Annotated in this window: 17 protein-coding genes and 1 tRNA gene; 4 read left to right on the top strand and 14 right to left on the bottom strand. The window is 65.0% G+C overall.

Annotated features, from left to right (window positions below; all coding sequences use genetic code 11):
• The 4 genes from VF497_RS17785 to VF497_RS17770 all read right to left on the bottom strand — a co-directional run.
• A partial coding sequence (locus tag VF497_RS17785; RefSeq protein ID WP_330891263.1) for a sulfurtransferase occupies positions 1-758 on the bottom strand: 758 nt, incomplete at its 3' end.
• Positions 755-1,384 carry a CoA pyrophosphatase gene (locus VF497_RS17780; protein WP_330891261.1) on the bottom strand — a complete coding sequence of 210 codons (630 nt, stop codon included), beginning with the start codon at positions 1,382-1,384 and terminating at the stop codon, positions 755-757. The genes VF497_RS17785 and VF497_RS17780, both read right to left, overlap by 4 nt.
• Positions 1,381-1,584 (bottom strand): DUF1289 domain-containing protein, encoded by a 204-nt coding sequence (locus VF497_RS17775; protein ID WP_330891259.1) that lies wholly within the window; start codon positions 1,582-1,584, stop codon positions 1,381-1,383. The genes VF497_RS17780 and VF497_RS17775 overlap by 4 nt, the downstream gene beginning before the upstream one ends.
• Before the next feature lie 66 nt (positions 1,585-1,650).
• Positions 1,651-2,409 carry an FKBP-type peptidyl-prolyl cis-trans isomerase gene (locus VF497_RS17770; protein ID WP_330891257.1) on the bottom strand — a complete coding sequence of 253 codons (759 nt, stop codon included), beginning with the start codon at positions 2,407-2,409 and terminating at the stop codon, positions 1,651-1,653.
• A 230-nt stretch (positions 2,410-2,639) separates the two neighbouring features.
• Between VF497_RS17770 and VF497_RS17765 the strand changes: the two genes are divergently transcribed.
• Positions 2,640-3,422, top strand: a complete 783-nt coding sequence (locus tag VF497_RS17765; RefSeq protein ID WP_330891255.1) for an enoyl-CoA hydratase/isomerase family protein — start codon at positions 2,640-2,642, stop codon at positions 3,420-3,422.
• Positions 3,423-3,492: 70 nt separating this feature from the next.
• Here the strand turns inward: VF497_RS17765 and VF497_RS17760 are convergent, their stop codons facing one another.
• The 5 genes from VF497_RS17760 to VF497_RS17740 form a co-directional block, all read right to left on the bottom strand.
• Positions 3,493-4,386, bottom strand: a complete 894-nt coding sequence (locus tag VF497_RS17760; RefSeq protein ID WP_330891252.1) for a DUF1684 domain-containing protein — start codon at positions 4,384-4,386, stop codon at positions 3,493-3,495.
• A gap of 64 nt (positions 4,387-4,450) precedes the next feature.
• Positions 4,451-6,319 carry a DNA mismatch repair endonuclease MutL gene (gene mutL / locus VF497_RS17755; RefSeq protein WP_330891251.1) on the bottom strand — a complete coding sequence of 623 codons (1,869 nt, stop codon included), beginning with the start codon at positions 6,317-6,319 and terminating at the stop codon, positions 4,451-4,453.
• A 21-nt stretch (positions 6,320-6,340) separates the two neighbouring features.
• A complete protein-coding gene (locus VF497_RS17750; protein ID WP_330891249.1) occupies positions 6,341-7,585 on the bottom strand; it encodes an N-acetylmuramoyl-L-alanine amidase in 1,245 nt (414 codons plus the stop codon).
• 122 nt (positions 7,586-7,707) lie between these two features.
• A complete protein-coding gene (tsaE, locus tag VF497_RS17745) occupies positions 7,708-8,181 on the bottom strand; it encodes a tRNA (adenosine(37)-N6)-threonylcarbamoyltransferase complex ATPase subunit type 1 TsaE (protein WP_330891247.1) in 474 nt (157 codons plus the stop codon).
• Positions 8,178-9,659 carry an NAD(P)H-hydrate dehydratase gene (locus VF497_RS17740; RefSeq protein WP_330891245.1) on the bottom strand — a complete coding sequence of 494 codons (1,482 nt, stop codon included), beginning with the start codon at positions 9,657-9,659 and terminating at the stop codon, positions 8,178-8,180. The genes tsaE and VF497_RS17740 overlap by 4 nt, the downstream gene beginning before the upstream one ends.
• Before the next feature lie 22 nt (positions 9,660-9,681).
• Between VF497_RS17740 and queG the strand changes: the two genes are divergently transcribed.
• The gene (gene queG / locus VF497_RS17735) at positions 9,682-10,743 is read left to right on the top strand and encodes a tRNA epoxyqueuosine(34) reductase QueG (protein WP_330891243.1); all 1,062 of its coding nucleotides are present in this window, start codon (positions 9,682-9,684) and stop codon (positions 10,741-10,743) included.
• Between the two features lie 51 nt (positions 10,744-10,794).
• Here the strand turns inward: queG and panD are convergent, their stop codons facing one another.
• From panD to pcnB, 5 genes are all read right to left on the bottom strand, one after another.
• Complete coding sequence (gene panD / locus VF497_RS17730; RefSeq protein ID WP_330891265.1) at positions 10,795-11,175, bottom strand: aspartate 1-decarboxylase; 381 nt, start codon at positions 11,173-11,175, stop codon at positions 10,795-10,797.
• A gap of 389 nt (positions 11,176-11,564) precedes the next feature.
• Positions 11,565-12,455 carry a pantoate--beta-alanine ligase gene (panC, locus tag VF497_RS17725; protein ID WP_330891241.1) on the bottom strand — a complete coding sequence of 297 codons (891 nt, stop codon included), beginning with the start codon at positions 12,453-12,455 and terminating at the stop codon, positions 11,565-11,567.
• A 5-nt stretch (positions 12,456-12,460) separates the two neighbouring features.
• Entirely contained in the window at positions 12,461-13,282 is an 822-nt protein-coding gene (panB, locus tag VF497_RS17720; RefSeq protein ID WP_330891239.1) for a 3-methyl-2-oxobutanoate hydroxymethyltransferase, read from the bottom strand.
• 79 nt (positions 13,283-13,361) lie between these two features.
• The gene (folK, locus tag VF497_RS17715) at positions 13,362-13,856 is read right to left on the bottom strand and encodes a 2-amino-4-hydroxy-6-hydroxymethyldihydropteridine diphosphokinase (protein WP_330891237.1); all 495 of its coding nucleotides are present in this window, start codon (positions 13,854-13,856) and stop codon (positions 13,362-13,364) included.
• 10 nt (positions 13,857-13,866) lie between these two features.
• Positions 13,867-15,255, bottom strand: a complete 1,389-nt coding sequence (gene pcnB, locus VF497_RS17710) for a polynucleotide adenylyltransferase PcnB (RefSeq protein ID WP_330891235.1) — start codon at positions 15,253-15,255, stop codon at positions 13,867-13,869.
• Positions 15,256-15,364: 109 nt separating this feature from the next.
• Between pcnB and VF497_RS17705 the strand changes: the two genes are divergently transcribed.
• A tRNA-Glu gene (locus VF497_RS17705) sits at positions 15,365-15,440 on the top strand.
• Between the two features lie 224 nt (positions 15,441-15,664).
• On the top strand, positions 15,665-15,984 hold a 320-nt coding region (fdxA, locus tag VF497_RS17700), incomplete at its 3' end, for a ferredoxin FdxA (protein WP_330891233.1).

The raw sequence follows: 15,984 nt of genomic DNA, 5'->3' as shown, positions 1-15,984 counted from the left end.
ATCGCGAGCAGGTTGTGGCACGCAGTCACGCCGGAGCCGCACATGTGCACGGCGTCGTCGGCGCCGCGGCCGTGCAGCAAGGCTTCGAATTCCCGGCGCAGGATTTCCGGGTCCTTGAACCTTCCGTCGCCCTGCAGGTTTTCGGCGAACGGCCGGTTCAGCGCACCGGGCACGTGGCCCGCGACCGGGTCGATCGGCTCGACCTCGCCGCGGAACCGCGGCGCTCCGCGTGCATCGAGAATCACGGCCATGCCACGTTCGCGCAGCGCACGCAACTCGTCCGTGTATACAATTCCATTTTTTGCAAATTCGATCGCGACCGCGGTCGCCACGCGCGACGGAGTTCCAGCTTCGACCGGCAACCCGGCCCGCTGCCACGCACCCCAGCCGCCGTCGAGCACGACGACGTTGGTCGCGCCCGCGAGGCGCAGCATCCACCACAGTCGCGCCGCGGCGAGCGCGCCGCCGGCATCGTCGTAGGCGACGACCTGCATTTGCGGCGTCCAGCCCCAGCGTGAAAGCACGGCGGAAAACGCCGCCGCATCGGGCAGCGGATGACGGCCTAGGCCGGTTTTGGAAAGATCGGAAAGGTCGCGGTCGAGGTCGGCGAACAGCGCACCGGGAACATGCACTGCGGCGTACTCGCGCGCACCGCGCGCCGGATCGGCGAGTTCGAAGCGGCAATCGACGACGAGCAGATTCGCATCGCCGAGTTGCGTGGCGAGATCGGAGGCGGAAATGAGTGGTGAAGAATTCATGTGGCAGCAGCCTCCAGACGTTGCACGAAATCGAGCAGCATCGCCGCAGTCGCGCCCCAGATGCGCTGGCCGGCGTAGAAGAATTCGTGGATCTCGCGCTCGTGGCCCTGGAACTTCATGCGCACGGTGTGCTTTTTCGTCGGATCGAGGAAATGCGCGAGCGGCACCTCGAACACCTCGGCAACTTCGTACGGATTCGGCACGGCGAGATAGCCCGGATCCAGCCAGGCGACGACCGGAGTGATGCGATAACTCGAGATCGTCTCGAACGTGTCGAGGTAGCCGATCGGCTCGACCAGGCCGATGTCGATGCCGATTTCCTCGCGCGTCTCGCGCAGGGCGGCGGCGACCGCGTCCGTGTCGCCAGGATCGATCGCGCCGCCCGGGAAACTGACCTGGCCGGCGTGGTTGCTGAGGCTGTCGGTGCGTCGCGTGAGCAGCACATGGAGGGCGTCGCCGCGATCGACCAGCGCGACGAGCACTGCCGCGGGCCGGCGCGGACCGGCACCGATCAGCAGGCGCATGTCGTCATGGTTCCAGCCTTGCCCGCCGGGCTCGGCGTCGAGCGGGCGCACACTGTGCAGCACGCGTTCGCGCAAGTCGGATACGGAAACGGGTATCGTCATGCCGGCGGCGACCGTTGTTCGGCGCGCTTCGGCAATACGTCGTCCATCAGGCGGACGCGCTCCGCGTCGCCGAGCATGCCCCAGTTCGCGATCTCGTCGATCGTGCGGTGGCAGCCTTCGCAATGCCCCGTCGCGTCGAGCACGCAGACACCGATGCACGGCGTGAGGATCGGTTTCGGCGGCGGTTTGCGGAAAAACATTTCGTCCGTCTCAAAACGCCAACGCCGCGACGAGCGCGGCGTTGGGTTCTTGCGATTGAGTTCTTCTTACGGCTTAACGTCCATCAGCTTGAGCTCGAACACGAGTGCTTCGTCCGGACCGATGCGGCGGCCGTCGCCGCGCTCGCCGTAAGCGAGTTCGGACGGCACGTAGACGCGCCAGTAGTCGCCGATCTTCATCAGCGGCAGCACTTCCTGCCAGCCCTTGAGCACTTCGCTGACCTTGAACTTGAACGGCTCGCCGCGCGCGAACGAGGAGTCGAGCTCCTGACCGTTGAGCAGCGACAGACGGAAGTTCGCCGTCACCTCGCTCTGCAGGGTCGGACGCTTCGTGCCCGTGCCGTCCTCGATGACGACGTACTGCACGCCGCTTGGCAGCGACTTCACGTTCGGCTTGCTCTTGTTTTCGGCGAAGAAGCGCTGCGCCTTCGACTTGTTCTCCGAGGAAAGCTTGTCGAACTCGCTCTTGGCCTTGCTGTACTGCTCGTACTGGAAGCGGCCGAGCACGTCGCGCATGGTCTCGACGGCAACGGTCGGCTGACGCTTGGCATAGCCGTCCTGCAGCGCCTTGATGACCTGGTTGATGTCGATGTCGACCTTGCGGCCGGCGAGATCGTCACCGATCTGGAAGCCGAGCGCGTAGGAAAGATTCGGCCGGTCGGCCGCGGTCAGCGGCGGCGGTGCCTTCTGCTGCTGCGCGGCAGCCGGAGCGGCGGCGGGCGCGGCCGCAGGCTTGCTGTCTTGTGCGGAGAACGCGGAACCGGCGACGAGCACGCCCGCCGCGATGAGACCCAGATGCAACTTCATGCAAACCTCCAGAATGAAAATCCCACGCGGACGCCCGAAAAACACGACGCCCGAAGCAAACCTGCGCGAAAGCCGGGCATTCTACCCGAGCCAGCCCACGCCAGCCAGCGATACTACGACAGCCGCCTGAACGGGGCCTGTTCAGGCAAGTATTTATGCCTTCGTCGTTGAATGCGAGAATCGCGCAGCGGTCACCTTGACCCCACTTCTTAATCGACAGCGAGCTCTCCATGGCTTATCGCAACCTGCTCATCGAAGACCGCGGCGCGGTGCGCCGCATCACGATCAACCGCCCGGACAAGCTCAACGCGCTCAACCGCGAGACGATCAACGAACTCGGCATCGCGTTCAGCCAGGCCAAGGCCGACGATGCGGTGCGCGTCGTGGTCCTCGCCGGCAGCGGCGAGAAGGCCTTCGTCGCCGGCGCAGATATCAGCGAACTCGCCACGCTCACGCCGCTGCAGGCGCAGGAAACCGCGCGTCGCGGCCAGGCGATGATGCTCGGCATCGAACGCCTCGGCAAACCCGTGATCGCGCGCATCCAGGGCTTCGCTCTCGGTGGCGGCCTCGAACTGGCCATGTGCTGCCACCTGCGCGTCGCCAGCGACAAGGCCAAGGTCGGCCAGCCCGAGATCAACCTCGGTGTCATTCCGGGCTTCGGCGGCACGCAGCGCCTGCTGCGCCTTGCCGGCCGCAGCGCCGCGCTCGAACTCTGTCTGACCGGCGCGGCTATCGATGCCGCGCGTGCGCATGCACTCGGCGTGCTCACTCGTGTGGTTGCCCACGAGGAACTCGACACCGAAATCGACAAATTGGCCGACCAGCTCGCAGCAAGCGCGCCGCATGCGCTAGCCGGCATCCTCGACGCGATCCTGATCGGTGGCGAATGCAGTATCGAGGCCGGGCTGGACTACGAGACGCAGGCGTTCGGCCTTGCCTTCTCGACCGAGGATATGCGCGAAGGGACGAAGGCGTTCCTGGAGAGGCGCAAGCCGAACTTCACCGGCGCGTAGGGGCTTCGATTCATCGAGCCCGCCGTTGATCTTCCGAAACCGTAGGAGCCGGGCGCGATGAATCGCGCCCCTACAACGCCACGCGCTGCTCGTGGCCACCTTTGTACTTCTTCTCCCCCGCCGTCACGCGCATATCGAGCCGGTTCTGCTGTGTCGGCAGCGGGCAGGTCGCGTACGGGGTGAACGCGCACGGCGGGTTGTAGGCCTTGTTGAAATCGAGGATCAGCTTGCCGTCCTTCGGCATCTCCGCGTAAAGGAAGCGCGCGGCGCCGTAGGTCTCCTTGCCGCTCGTGTGGTCGGCGAAGACGAGGAACAGTTCAGTGTCGCCGGGGTTCTCGATGATCGGCTCGACCTTGTAGGTCTTGCCGTCGTGTTCGAATGTGGCCGCACCGGGCACGACAACCTTGTCGATCTGGCCGAGGATGTTGCCCTCCTCGATTTCGCGCGGCGGATTGTAGGCCTCCCATTTCGCTTCGATACGCCATGACGGATCGATGTCGAAGTGCTCGATGCCGGCGAAATGCGTGCGCGTCGGCGCTGCGCTGTCCTTGATGCGCAGGCCGAACTTGTCGTCGCGTTTGATCAGATAGAAGTTCGTCGTGCCGAAACTGACCGCGGTCGGCTTCTCGTGGCTGTCGTCGAGCAATTCGGCGCCTGGCTTGTTCTCGCCATCGATCTTCGCCTCGGTCGCGCGCGGATCGAGCGAGAACGTCGCGCGACCGCGGTCGAGCACGATGTTGCCGAGATGCGGCGGCGCCTTGGCGATGACGATCGCGTTGTCCTTGGCCGAGCCTATCGTGTTCGTGCCTTCCTTGAGCCATTCCAGGCCGACCAGGCTGAGCCAGCCGTTCGGCGCCTTGAGCCGATCGACGCGCTTGGCTTGCCAGGTTTCGATCTCCTTGCGGTAAGCGGAGTCCTCGCTGTTAGCCGCAGTAGCGACACCCGTGGTCAACATGGCAGTCATCAACACGATTCCCAAATGGCGCATCGCAAAATTCCGGTTCGTTGAATGTCGTCGCCGACGCAAATCAGCGTCCGCGCAGAAACATGCGGTCGAGGTCGGCGATCGAAAGCTGCACCCAGGTCGGTCGCCCATGGTTGCACTGCCCCGAGCGCTCGGTCGCTTCCATCTCGCGCAACAATGCGTTCATTTCCGGCACAGTCAAGCGCCGATGGGCGCGTACCGAGCCGTGGCAGGCCATTGTCGACAGCATATCGTTATGCGCCTCCTGCATGCGCCGCGTTGTGCCGTGCGTGGCGAAGTCGGCGAGCACGTCGCGCACGAGCGCGCCGACGTCGGCGCCTTCGAGCAGACCGGGATAGCGCTTGATTGTCACGCTCTGCGGCCCCGAACGCACGATCTCGAAACCGAGCGTCGCAAGTTCATCCGCATACTCCTCGACCACCGTCGCCTCGCGCGCGCTGACCGCGAGCGCCGTTGGCACGAGCAGCAGTTGCGCGCGGATGCCGTCGCTCGCCTGCGCGACCTTGAGCTTCTCGTAAGTGATGCGCTCGTGCGCGGCGTGCATGTCGACGAGAATCAGGCCCTGTGTGTTTTCGGCGAGCACGTAGATGCCGGCGAGCTGGGCGAGCGCATAACCGAGCGGCGGCGCATCGTTCGGCGATGCCGGCAGCGCCGTGTCGTTTGCCGCGACCGTGTCGTGAGTGCTCTGCCCGTCGCGCGATTTTCTTTCACCGCCGAGCAGGGCGAGATAGTCGACGCGCGATTCGCGCACGCCGAGATTCAATCCGACCTGGCCGCGCCAGGTCGCCGGTGCGGCCGGTGCATAGTTCGCCGCCTGCGCAGCCTGCATCGCGGCGTCGAACGACGATGTTGGCGCGCTCGATTCCGCCGGAATCGGCGACGTGCCTGCAATCACCGAGGTGACCGAGCCCGCGCGCGTCTGCGCCAGCGCCTCGTGCAAGGTGCGATAGAGAAAATCGTGCACGAGCCGACTCTCGCGGAAGCGCACCTCGGACTTGGCCGGGTGGACGTTGACGTCGACAATCGCCGGATCGAGTTCGAGGAACAGCACGTAGGCCGGATGACGGCCGTGATAGAGCACGTCGGCATAGGCCTGGCGCACCGCGTGCGTCACGACCTTGTCGCGCACGAGGCGACCGTTGACGTAGAAGTACTGCTGGTCGGCCTGGCTGCGCGATGCGGTCGGCAAGCCGACCCAGCCCGACAAACGCAGACCCGCACCTTCGTGATCGACGCGCAGGCTCTGCGCGGGAAACTCTTCGCCAAGTATTTCGGCGAGGCGCACTGCCATCGCCGCCTCGCTCTGCGCGGGTCGCATCAGGCGCGACGGCTTGCCGTTGTTCGTCACCCGGAATTCGATCTGCGGCCGCGCCAACGCCAGCGATTTGACCAGTTCGTCGATATGGCCGAACTCGGTGCGCTCGGCGCGCAGGAACTTGCGCCGCGCAGGCACGTTGTGGAACAGGTCGCGCACCTCGATAGTCGTGCCTGCCGGATGCTGCGCCGGCCTCAGCGCCGAGGTTTGCCCGGCTTCGATTTCGATGCGCGATGCCCCGTCGGATTCGCGAAGCCGTGAAGTCAACGAAAAACGCGACACCGAAGCGATCGAAGGAAGCGCCTCGCCGCGGAAGCCTAGCGTACGCACGCGTTCGAGATCCTCGAGCGAGGCGATCTTGCTTGTCGCATGCGGCGACACGGCAAGCGGCAATTCGTCTGCTGCGATGCCGCCACCATCGTCGCGCACGCGGATCAGGCGCGAGCCACCGTCCTCGATGTCGATCTCCACGCGCGTCGCGCCCGCGTCAAGGCTGTTCTCGACAAGTTCCTTGACGACGGAAGCGGGGCGTTCGATGACTTCGCCCGCGGCAATCTGGTTGACGAGTTCCTGCGGGAGCTGGCGGATGCGTGGCATCCGTCCATCATAACTCGACGCTCAACTGCGCGGCACGCGCGCCAGTGCGATGTTCTCGCCGGAAGAATCGTCGCTGTCTTCGACCTTGCGCGAGGCGAGGCGTTCGGGCTTGTTCTTCTCGGCGGCGGCCGCGAACTGGGTGCCCGGCGGCGGGGTCGATTGCAGGTAGGTGCGCATGCCGTTGAGGATCGCCGTCGCGAGCAGTTCGCGCTGCTCGGGATTGTTGAGACGGCGCTCCTCTTCGGGATTGGTGATGAACGCGGTCTCGACGAGGATGGACGGCACGTCGGGCGAGCGCAACACGACGAAGTTCGCTTTCTCGACGTAGCCGCGATGCGTGGGGCCGAGCTTGCCGATCGCGCGCAGCACCTGCTGCGCGACCGCGCCGCTCGCCTCGATCGTCGAACTCTGTGACAAGTCGAGCAGCACCGCGGCGAGCGTGTTGTCCTTCCTGTCGAGCTTCACGCCGCCGACGAGGTCGGCGTTGTTCTCGCGATCGGCGAGGAAACGCGCCGCCTCGCTCGTCGCGCCGCGCGGCGACAGCATCCACACCGAGGAGCCGCGCGCGTCGCTCGAGGTGAACGCGTCCGCATGGATCGATACGAACAGGTCGGCCTTCACCTCGCGCGCCTTGTGGTAGCGGTCCTCGAGGCCGACGTAATAGTCGCCGTCGCGCGTCAGCACGGCGCGCATGCCGGGGGTCTTGTCGATCTGGCGCTTGAGTTCGCGCGAGACCATCATCGTGATGTTCTTTTCCTGCGTGCCGGCGTTGCCCTTCGCGCCCGGATCGTTGCCGCCGTGGCCGGGATCGATCATGACGACGACGTCGCGCGTCTTCGTCGACGCCACGCGCGCACTCTTGACCACCTCGGCCTTGCCGCCCTTGCCCTTCGGGTACAGGTCGACGACGAGGCGATAACCCTGCCCGCCGTCGGGCGGCATCAGGAAACTCTTGGGCCGCACGTCGGCGGCGAGATCGAGCACGACGCGCAGGTCGGTCTTGTTCTGCGCGCCGGTGCGCAGCGACTTGAGCAGGCCCTTGCCGCCCGGCGCGGCGAAACTCTCGGCTGCGGCAGAGTCGCGCATGTCGAGCACGATGCGACCGGGATTGGCGATCTCGAACAGCTTGTAGTCGACCGGGCCGGCGAGGTCGAGGAAGACGCGTGTGCGGTCGGCCTCGACCGAAATCTTGGCGGTCTTCAGTTCGGCCGCAGGGGAAAACGGCGTCAGCGCCAGCAGCAATCCGCCGGCGATCAGATGACGCAAGGACTGGCGCGGTATCCCCCACATGCCGCGAATTGAATCTCAAAGCATGAGAAAAATCAAGGATTTTTCTTTACAAATCCGCGCTCTAGGTCATATTCCTGAATGAGTACTAGAGATTGTGTTCATGCCAACTCCTGACCACTAAGGATGCCGAGCCAGCTCGCGCCACGCGCCGTTCGCGGGTCCAACCGCAGCCGTCGTCTCGGTCCGGCATGCTCGAGATGTACGATCAGGTCCGGTGCGGGCAGCGCATCGCCGCCGCGCTCGGGCCATTCGGCGAGCAACAGAAATCGCCCCGCGGCCAGATCGGATAGGCCAAGGAATTCCAGTTCGTCCGCTGCTGCGATCCGGTAGAGGTCGAGGTGGTGGATGGACAGGCCGTTCGCCTCGTACGACTCGATCAGACTGTAGGTCGGACTCTTGATCCGCGCGCCGACCCCCAGCGCGCCGAGCAAGGCGCGCGCAAACGTGGTCTTGCCCGCGCCGAGATCGCCACGCAGATGGATCACGCCGCCGTCGCCGAGCCCCGCGGCAAGGCGCCGTGCGAGCGCAATGAGCCCGGCCTCGTCCAGCTCTGTTTTGAATCGGCCGCTCATGCCGCACCAAAGTCGTTGCGCAGGCGACGCAGCGGTGCGAGCAGATCGCTCGCAATCAGGCCCGCTTCGCCGTCGCGCGCCGCCGCGTCGCCCGCGCGCGAGTGCAAGGCCACGCCCGTCCAGGCTGCATCCCACGCATCGAACCCCTGCGCGAGCAAACCCGCGATCACGCCCGTCAGCACATCGCCCATGCCACCCGTCGCCATTCCGGGATTGCCCCAGGGACAAACGGCGAAGTCGCCACCCGGATTCGCGATCAGCGGACCCGCGCCCTTGAGCACGACGACGGCATGATGCCGGTGGGCCAGTTCACGCGCGGCGGCAAAGCGGTCGCGCGCGATCGCTTTGATGTCGACGCCGAGCAGGCGCGCCGCTTCGCCGGGATGCGGCGTCAGCACGGCCTGCACCGGCAGCGCCACGTCATCGTTCGCGAGCAGGTTCAATCCGTCCGCATCGAGCACGAGCGGTTTGCCTGCGGCGATTGCGGTGTACCACAACGCATGACCCCAGGCGCGCCGGCCGAGACCCGGACCGAGCGCAACGACGCTGGCGCGCTCGAGCAGCGGCTTCAATTCCTGGATACCGGATACCGCATGCACCATCAGCTCGGGACGCGCCGCATTGATCGCGGTGACATGTTCGGCCTGCGTCGCCACGCTGACGAGTCCCGCGCCCGTGCGCAATGCCGCTTCGCCTGCCAGACGAATCGCGCCGCCCATGCCGACATCGCCACCAATCGCGAGCACGTGACCGTAGCGGCCCTTGTGCGCATCGCGCGCGCGCGGCGGCAAAGCGGCAGCAACCGCCGCGACGTCAAGCAGGCTGACATCGCAAGGCGCGCGGACAAAGATTTCATCCGGCAGACCGAGCGAATCGACGACGATGTCGCCGGTGACATCCGCGGCGACGCCGGTATGCAATCCGCGCTTGTCGGCGATGAACGTGATCGTCGCCGTCGCCCGCACGGCTGGCCCGGGCGCAAACCCCGTGTCGGCGTCGAGGCCGGACGGCACATCGAGTGCAAGCACCGGCGCGTGGGCCGCGTTCAACTTTTCAATCGAGTCACGCGCGGCGCCTTCGACGGCACGTGCAAGGCCGATGCCGAACAACGCATCGACGTAGACATCGGCCAGCGGCCATTGCGCATCTGGAGAGAAAACCTCGCCGCCGCCCGCGCGCCAGTCCGCCTGCGCCTGGGCGGCTTCGCTGCCTTCGCGCGGCGAACCGAGCGCGATCACGACGACATCGAAGCCCGCATCGCGCGCGAGTCTCGCCAGCACATAACCGTCGCCACCGTTGTTGCCAACCCCGCACAGCACGGCGATGTGGCGCGCACCGGGCCAGCGCAAGCGCAATTGGCCCCATGCGGCAGCGCCGGCTCGGCACATCAGCTCGTAGCCCGGAATGCGCAGCGCGTCGATCGCCGTGCGTTCGAGTTCACGCACCTGCGCAACGGTGTGAAGCGAATGACCTTTCATGCGAACAATTATACTTGTGGGTATGCCCTCGCCTACCAACCACGTCGAACTCGCCGCGCGCATCAAGCGCTGGGGCGCGGGGCTCGGCTTCCAGCAGGTCGGGATCAGCGCGACCGATCTCGGCGCGGACGAAGCGCATCTGCTCAACTGGCTGGCCGCGGAACGCCACGGCGAAATGGATTACATGCAGCGCCACGGGGTGAAGCGCAGCCGCCCGGCCGAGCTGCACGCCGGTACGCTGCGCGTGATCTCGGTGCGCATGGACTACGACCCGCCGCAGGCGCGCGACGCGTGGGAGGTGTTGGCTGACCCCGCCCTCGCCTATGTCTCGCGTTACGCACTCGGTCGTGACTACCACAAGCTGCTGCGCGCGCGCCTGCAGAAGCTCGCCGAACGCGTCGCGGATGAAATCGGCCCGTTCGGCTACCGCGCCTTCGTCGACTCGGCGCCAGTCATGGAAAAGGCGCTCGCACGCAACTCCGGCCTCGGCTGGATCGGCAAGCACACGAACCTGATCAACCGCAGCGCGGGATCGTGGTTCTTCCTCGGCGAGCTGTTCACCGACCTGCCGCTGCCGGTCGACGAACCCGCCAGCGAGCACTGCGGCACCTGCACGCGCTGCATCGACATCTGCCCGACCCAGGCCATCGTCGCGCCGAACCAGCTCGATGCGCGCCGCTGCATTTCGTATCTGACGATCGAGCTGCGCGGTTCCATTCCAGTCGAATTTCGTCGCGCGATCGGCAACCGCATCTACGGCTGCGACGATTGCCAGCTCGTCTGCCCGTGGAACAAGTTCGCGAAGAAAAGCGCCGAGCCCGACTTTATCGCCCGTCACGGATTGGATGGCGCCGCGCTGATCGAACTATTCGCGTGGAGCGAAGAAGAATTCCTGAAAAACACCGAAGGTTCGGCGATCCGCCGTATCGGCTACGAATGTTGGCTGCGCAATATCGCGGTGGCGCTCGGCAATGCACCGCACAGCCCGGATGTCATCGACGCGCTGTCGGCGCGCGCAGACCACGAGTCGGAACTGGTTCGCGAACATGCGCGCTGGGCACTGGAGGAGCACCGCTCTCCCTGAAGTGCGTAGCCATGAACGGCCTCTTCTTTGCGATCCGGACGATCGCAAATACTACGCTGCCTGCTTAGGAATCGAATTCTTCGTATGGCTGAGCGCGTTCTGCCGGTCGACGTAGACCAAGGTCGGCTTGAAGTTGGCCACCTCGGCCTCGTTCAACACGCCGTAGGCGCAGATGATGATGATGTCGCCCGGCGCGGCGCGGTGCGCGGCGGCGCCGTTGATCGAGATGATGCCCGAGCCTTCGTCAGCGCGGATCGCGTAGGTCGAGAAGCGCTCACCGTTGTTGACGTTGTAGATGTGGATCTGCTCGTACTCGCGGATGCCGGAAATATCGAGCAACCGCCCGTCGATCGCGCAGGAACCTTCATAGTGCAATTCGGCGTGCGTCACCGTTGCGCGATGAATTTTCGCCTTGAGCATGTTGAGCTGCATAGCCATCACCGTAGCAAAAAAACAACAAACTTCGTCAAATTCCCCGACCTCATCGTCGGCGTTAAGCTGCCGCGCAGCGGTCAGCTTCAACTCCGACAGTTATTGCTGCGGGCGTAGCCCGTCAGCAATAACCGTTATTGTCTCGCGCTATTTGGGTGCATAGCAACAATTTGCAAGCTAGCCCAGGATTTTCAATGGGATACGCAAATCATGCAGGCGAAAAAAAACCCTCGACTGAATCCAGTGAGGGTTTGTAAGTCAGAGTGACGATTACCAAACATGCGCCCTGCGTGCACTGGGGCAACGAGCTCGCGTTGCGAAAATCCCAATGACGGTGGTGACTTTACCACACGAAAAACTTTTTTGCTACAGGTTCGTGAGCAAATTTGTCAGGGAATGTGATTTGCTTCAAACAACCTCCGAACGGGGGCGTTTGGGTCGATCGGCATGTTGTCTATAAGCCGCGTCTTGCCAAGCCTGGCCGCGATCAATGTGATCAATCCGTCACGCTGGCCGACGGCTGACTCGAGCAGGGTTTGCGCCGAGCGCACGACGGCATAGTCGGGAACGAATCCTGCTTTTTCGAGAATCGACGCCGCCAGCCGTTCGATCTCGGCGATCGGTCTGCCGGTGTTCACTTCACCCTGCATGCCGAGCAGCACGAAATGAATCAAGCTGGCGCGATCGCGTTCCTCAGCCGACAGATACTGATTGCGTGAACTCATCGCGAGTCCGTTCGCCTCGCGCACGATGGGCGCGCCGACAATCTCGATCGGCAGGCGCAGGTCGCGCACGAGGCGTTCGATCACGAGCAGTTGCTGGTAGTCCTTGCGCCCGAACACGGCAACGTCGGGCTGCACGAGATTGAACAGTTTCGTGACCACGGTGGCAACACCGGCGAAGTGGCCGGGGCGGCGTTCGCCTTCGAGCGGAGCAGACACGGCCGGCACCTCGACGCGCACGGTCTGATCGATGCCGAACGGGTACATCTCCTCGACCGAGGGCGCGAACAGCAGATCGCAGCCATGCGCGGCGAGGCCGGCCTGATCCTGGGCGAGCGTGCGCGGATAGCGCGCGAAATCCTCGTTCGGCCCGAACTGGGTCGGATTGACGAACACGCTGGCGACGACGCGATCGGCCTTGGTCCGGCACAGGTCGATCAGGGAAAAATGCCCTTCGTGCAGATTGCCCATCGTCGGCACAAGGCCGATGCGCGCGCCGTCGTGGTGCCAGGCGGCGACACGGGTGCGCAATTCCGCTGCCGTGGTGACGGTATCCATCGTGCTCAGAACGAGTGCTCGGGAGCCGGGAACGCACGGCTGCGCACGGCCTTCGCGTAGGCCTTTATCGCGTCGAGAACCGAGCCCGAGCCGGCAAGAAAATCCTTGGAGAACTTCGGCCGCTTGCCGGGCGTGATGCCGAGCATGTCGTAGATCACGAGCACCTGGCCGTCGCAGTCGACGCCGGCGCCGATGCCTATCGTCGGGATGCGCAGCTCGGCGGTGATCGTCTTCGCCAGCGCCGCTGGCACGCATTCGAGCACGAGCAGCGAGGCGCCGGCCTGCTCGACCGCATGGGCATCGGCGATCAGGCGCTCGGCCGCCGACTTGGTCTTGCCTTGCACGCGGTAGCCGCCGAACTTGTGCACCGACTGCGGGGTCAGGCCGAGGTGCGCACACACGGGTATCTGGCGGCGGTCGAGCGCATCGATCACCTCGAGCACGTAGTCGGCGCCCTCGAGCTTGACCATCGCCGCGCCGCCCTCGGCGACGAGGCGCGCGGATGAACGCAACGCGGTGTCGACATCGCGATAGGTCATGAACGGCAGATCGGCGATCAGCAGCGGCGTTGACAGACCACGCTTCACCGCCGCGGTGTGATAGACCATGTCGTCGAGCGTCACCGGCAGGGTGCTCTCGCGCCCCTGCACGACGTTGCCGAGCGAATCGCCAACGAGCACCGTGTCGACGCCCGCCGCTTCACACTGCGCGGCGAAACCAGCGTCGTAGGCGGTCAGCATGACGATCTTCTCGCCGGCGGCCTTCATCTCGAACAACCGCGGCACGGTGATCGGCGGCTTGGCGGCGGATTTGGGGTGGGCGGACATGGGGCGCTCGGCGGACGCGGGCCGCGTAGTGTATCGAATCGCCTAGATGCGTGGTGCGGCGCCGCAATTCAAGGGAGTCTCAAGTCGCTTCGTCCGCCGGGACGACTTCATGGGTCGCATCGATTCGTGCCAAGAGCTCACGTACCCGCCCTTGTCCCGGCACGGCGAAATCCGGGGCGATTTCAGCCAGCGGCACGAGCACGAAGACGCGCTCGTGCAGGCGCGGATGCGGCACCTGCAGGTCGGCATCGTCGATGCGCTGGTCGCCGTAGAGCAACAGGTCGAGATCGAGCACGCGCGGGCCATTGCGCTCGCCGTCGCGGCGGCGGCCGGCACGGTGCTCGATCGTGAGCAGTGCGCGCATCAGCGCGCGTGCGTCGAGTCCGGTTTCCAGTTGCGCGACCGCGTTGATGAAGTCTGGCTGCGCAATACCGCCCCAAGGCGCGGTGCGGTATAGGCGCGAACGCGCGACCACTCGCGTCTGCGGTAATGCGTCCAGTTCGCGCAGCGCACGCTCGACCTGCCCATCCGGCGCATCGAGGTTGCTGCCGAGCCCGATGTAGGCGCTGACCACGGTGCGCCGACTACTCGGACGGCGCCTGCGCGGCGGCTCCGGGCGGCCGCTTGCGGCGGCGGCGCGGACGTTTTTTCGGAGCACCTGCGGCGCTGTCGCCATCGTCGTCGGTGGCAACGGCCGGCGTTGCCGGCATCGAGTTCATCTGCGCCGCCAGATCGTCGTGTGCCAAGGTCTGCGCCTGCGTCCACCATCGCGCCAGCGCGTCGATCTCGGCGCTTTCGTTTGCGCGCAGGAGAAGAAAATCGTAGGCCGCGCGGAAGCGCGGGTGCGCGAGCAGACGGAACACGCGTTTCTTCTGCATAGCCTCAAAACGCGGCTGCAGCGACCAGATCTCCTCGATCACGAGCGCGAACCGGCGTGGTATGGCGACGTGCTTCGACTGCTCGTTCATCACGAGGTTGCCGATGCGGATCCACGCCAGGTTCATGTCAGTGCCGCGCGCGATTTCCTTCGCGACTTGCGCACGCACCGGCCCCCAGAGCAGGATCGCAAACAGGAACGCCGGCGTCACCGGCTTGCCTTCGGCGACGCGCGCGTCGGTGTTGGCCATGCCCTGCTCGATCATCGCGCGGAACGTGGCGCCGCTCTTGATCGCGAGAGCGCGCGCGGTCAGTGGATACACGTCGGCGAGCAACCCGGACGCATCGAGCGCACGGAAACTCTTGAGGCCGCAGCCGGCCATGAACATCTTCAGCGATTCGTCAAACAGGCGCGCCGGCGGCGCCTGCAGCAGCAGTTCGCCGAGTTCGTCGAACGGCGCACGCGCATCGGCCGCGATCGCGAAATCGAGCTTGGCCGCGAGGCGCACCGCGCGCAACATGCGCACCGGATCCTCGCGATAGCGCAACACCGGATCGCCGATCAGGCGCAGCTCGCGCCGCATCAGATCCTCGTATCCGCCGACGTAGTCGCGCACCGAAAAATCCGAGATATTGTAGTAGAGCGCGTTGACGGTGAAGTCGCGGCGCACCGCGTCTTCCTCGATCGTGCCGTAGACGTTGTCGCGCACGATGCGGCCATCGACGACGTGGCGATCGCCGCTGCCGTCATCGCTGGAGCCGCGGAACGTGGCGACCTCGACAATCTCGTTGCCGAACACGACGTGGGCGAGGCGGAAGCGCCGGCCGATCAGGCGACAGTTGCGGAACAGGCGCTTGACGTCCTCAGGCGTGGCGTTGGTCGCCACGTCGAAATCCTTCGGACGGCCGCCGAGCAGCAGGTCGCGCACCGCGCCGCCAACGAGGAAGGCGGAAAAACCGGCTTCGTTGAGACGATAGAGCACGCGTAGCGCGCCCGAAGAAATGTTCTTGCGCGAGATCGTGTGCTGTTCGCGCGGAATGACACGCAGATTCACCGCTACGCTGGCGCTGGGATTGGACGGGACAGTTTCAGTCATTCTTGTTGTTTTCGATTTCTTGCTTGCAGACAGCGACGGACGCGCGGGACATCTGTTTCGCGACCGGTGAAAACGATATACTAACGCGCTTGCGGCACAGACCCAATCCGCTCCCATCGTCTAGAGGCCTAGGACGGGGCCCTCTCAAGGCCTAAACAGGGGTTCGAATCCCCTTGGGAGCGCCAAAAATCGCTTTGGAGCTACTGCGCTCGGTAATTTGCGCGCGTACGGTGCTCGGATTGCTCATGTACCGTGAGTACACTCCGCATCCTGCGCTCCGTGCGCGCACAAATTCCCTTCGCTCGTTACGCTCGAAAGCGATTTTTGCCACGGTTGAGCGTCCTCGCTCGCGACGCTTCTAGCCGAAAAACCGTTCTTCCCAACGCCCAAAAGCATCCCCTACTCGACCATGCCCTTCGTCGTCACTGAAAACTGCATCAAGTGCAAGTACACCGATTGCGTGGAAGTGTGTCCGGTGGATTGTTTCCACGAAGGGTCGAACTTTCTCGTGATTGATCCGGAAGAGTGCATCGACTGCACGCTGTGCGAGCCGGAATGCCCGGCGAACGCGATCTATCCGGAAGACGACGTGCCGGCGGGCCAGGAACAGTTCGTCCAGCTCAACGCCGAGCTTTCGAAATCGTGGCCGGTGCTGACCGTACGCAAGGACGCGCCGGCCGATGCGAAGGAATGGGACGGCAAGGCGGACAAGCTGCCGTTGCTGGAACG

The organism is Rudaea sp., from assembly GCF_036383415.1.
Taxonomy (GTDB): Bacteria; Pseudomonadota; Gammaproteobacteria; order Xanthomonadales; family Rhodanobacteraceae; genus Rudaea.
This window is presented reverse-complemented; position numbering and strand designations above follow the sequence as displayed.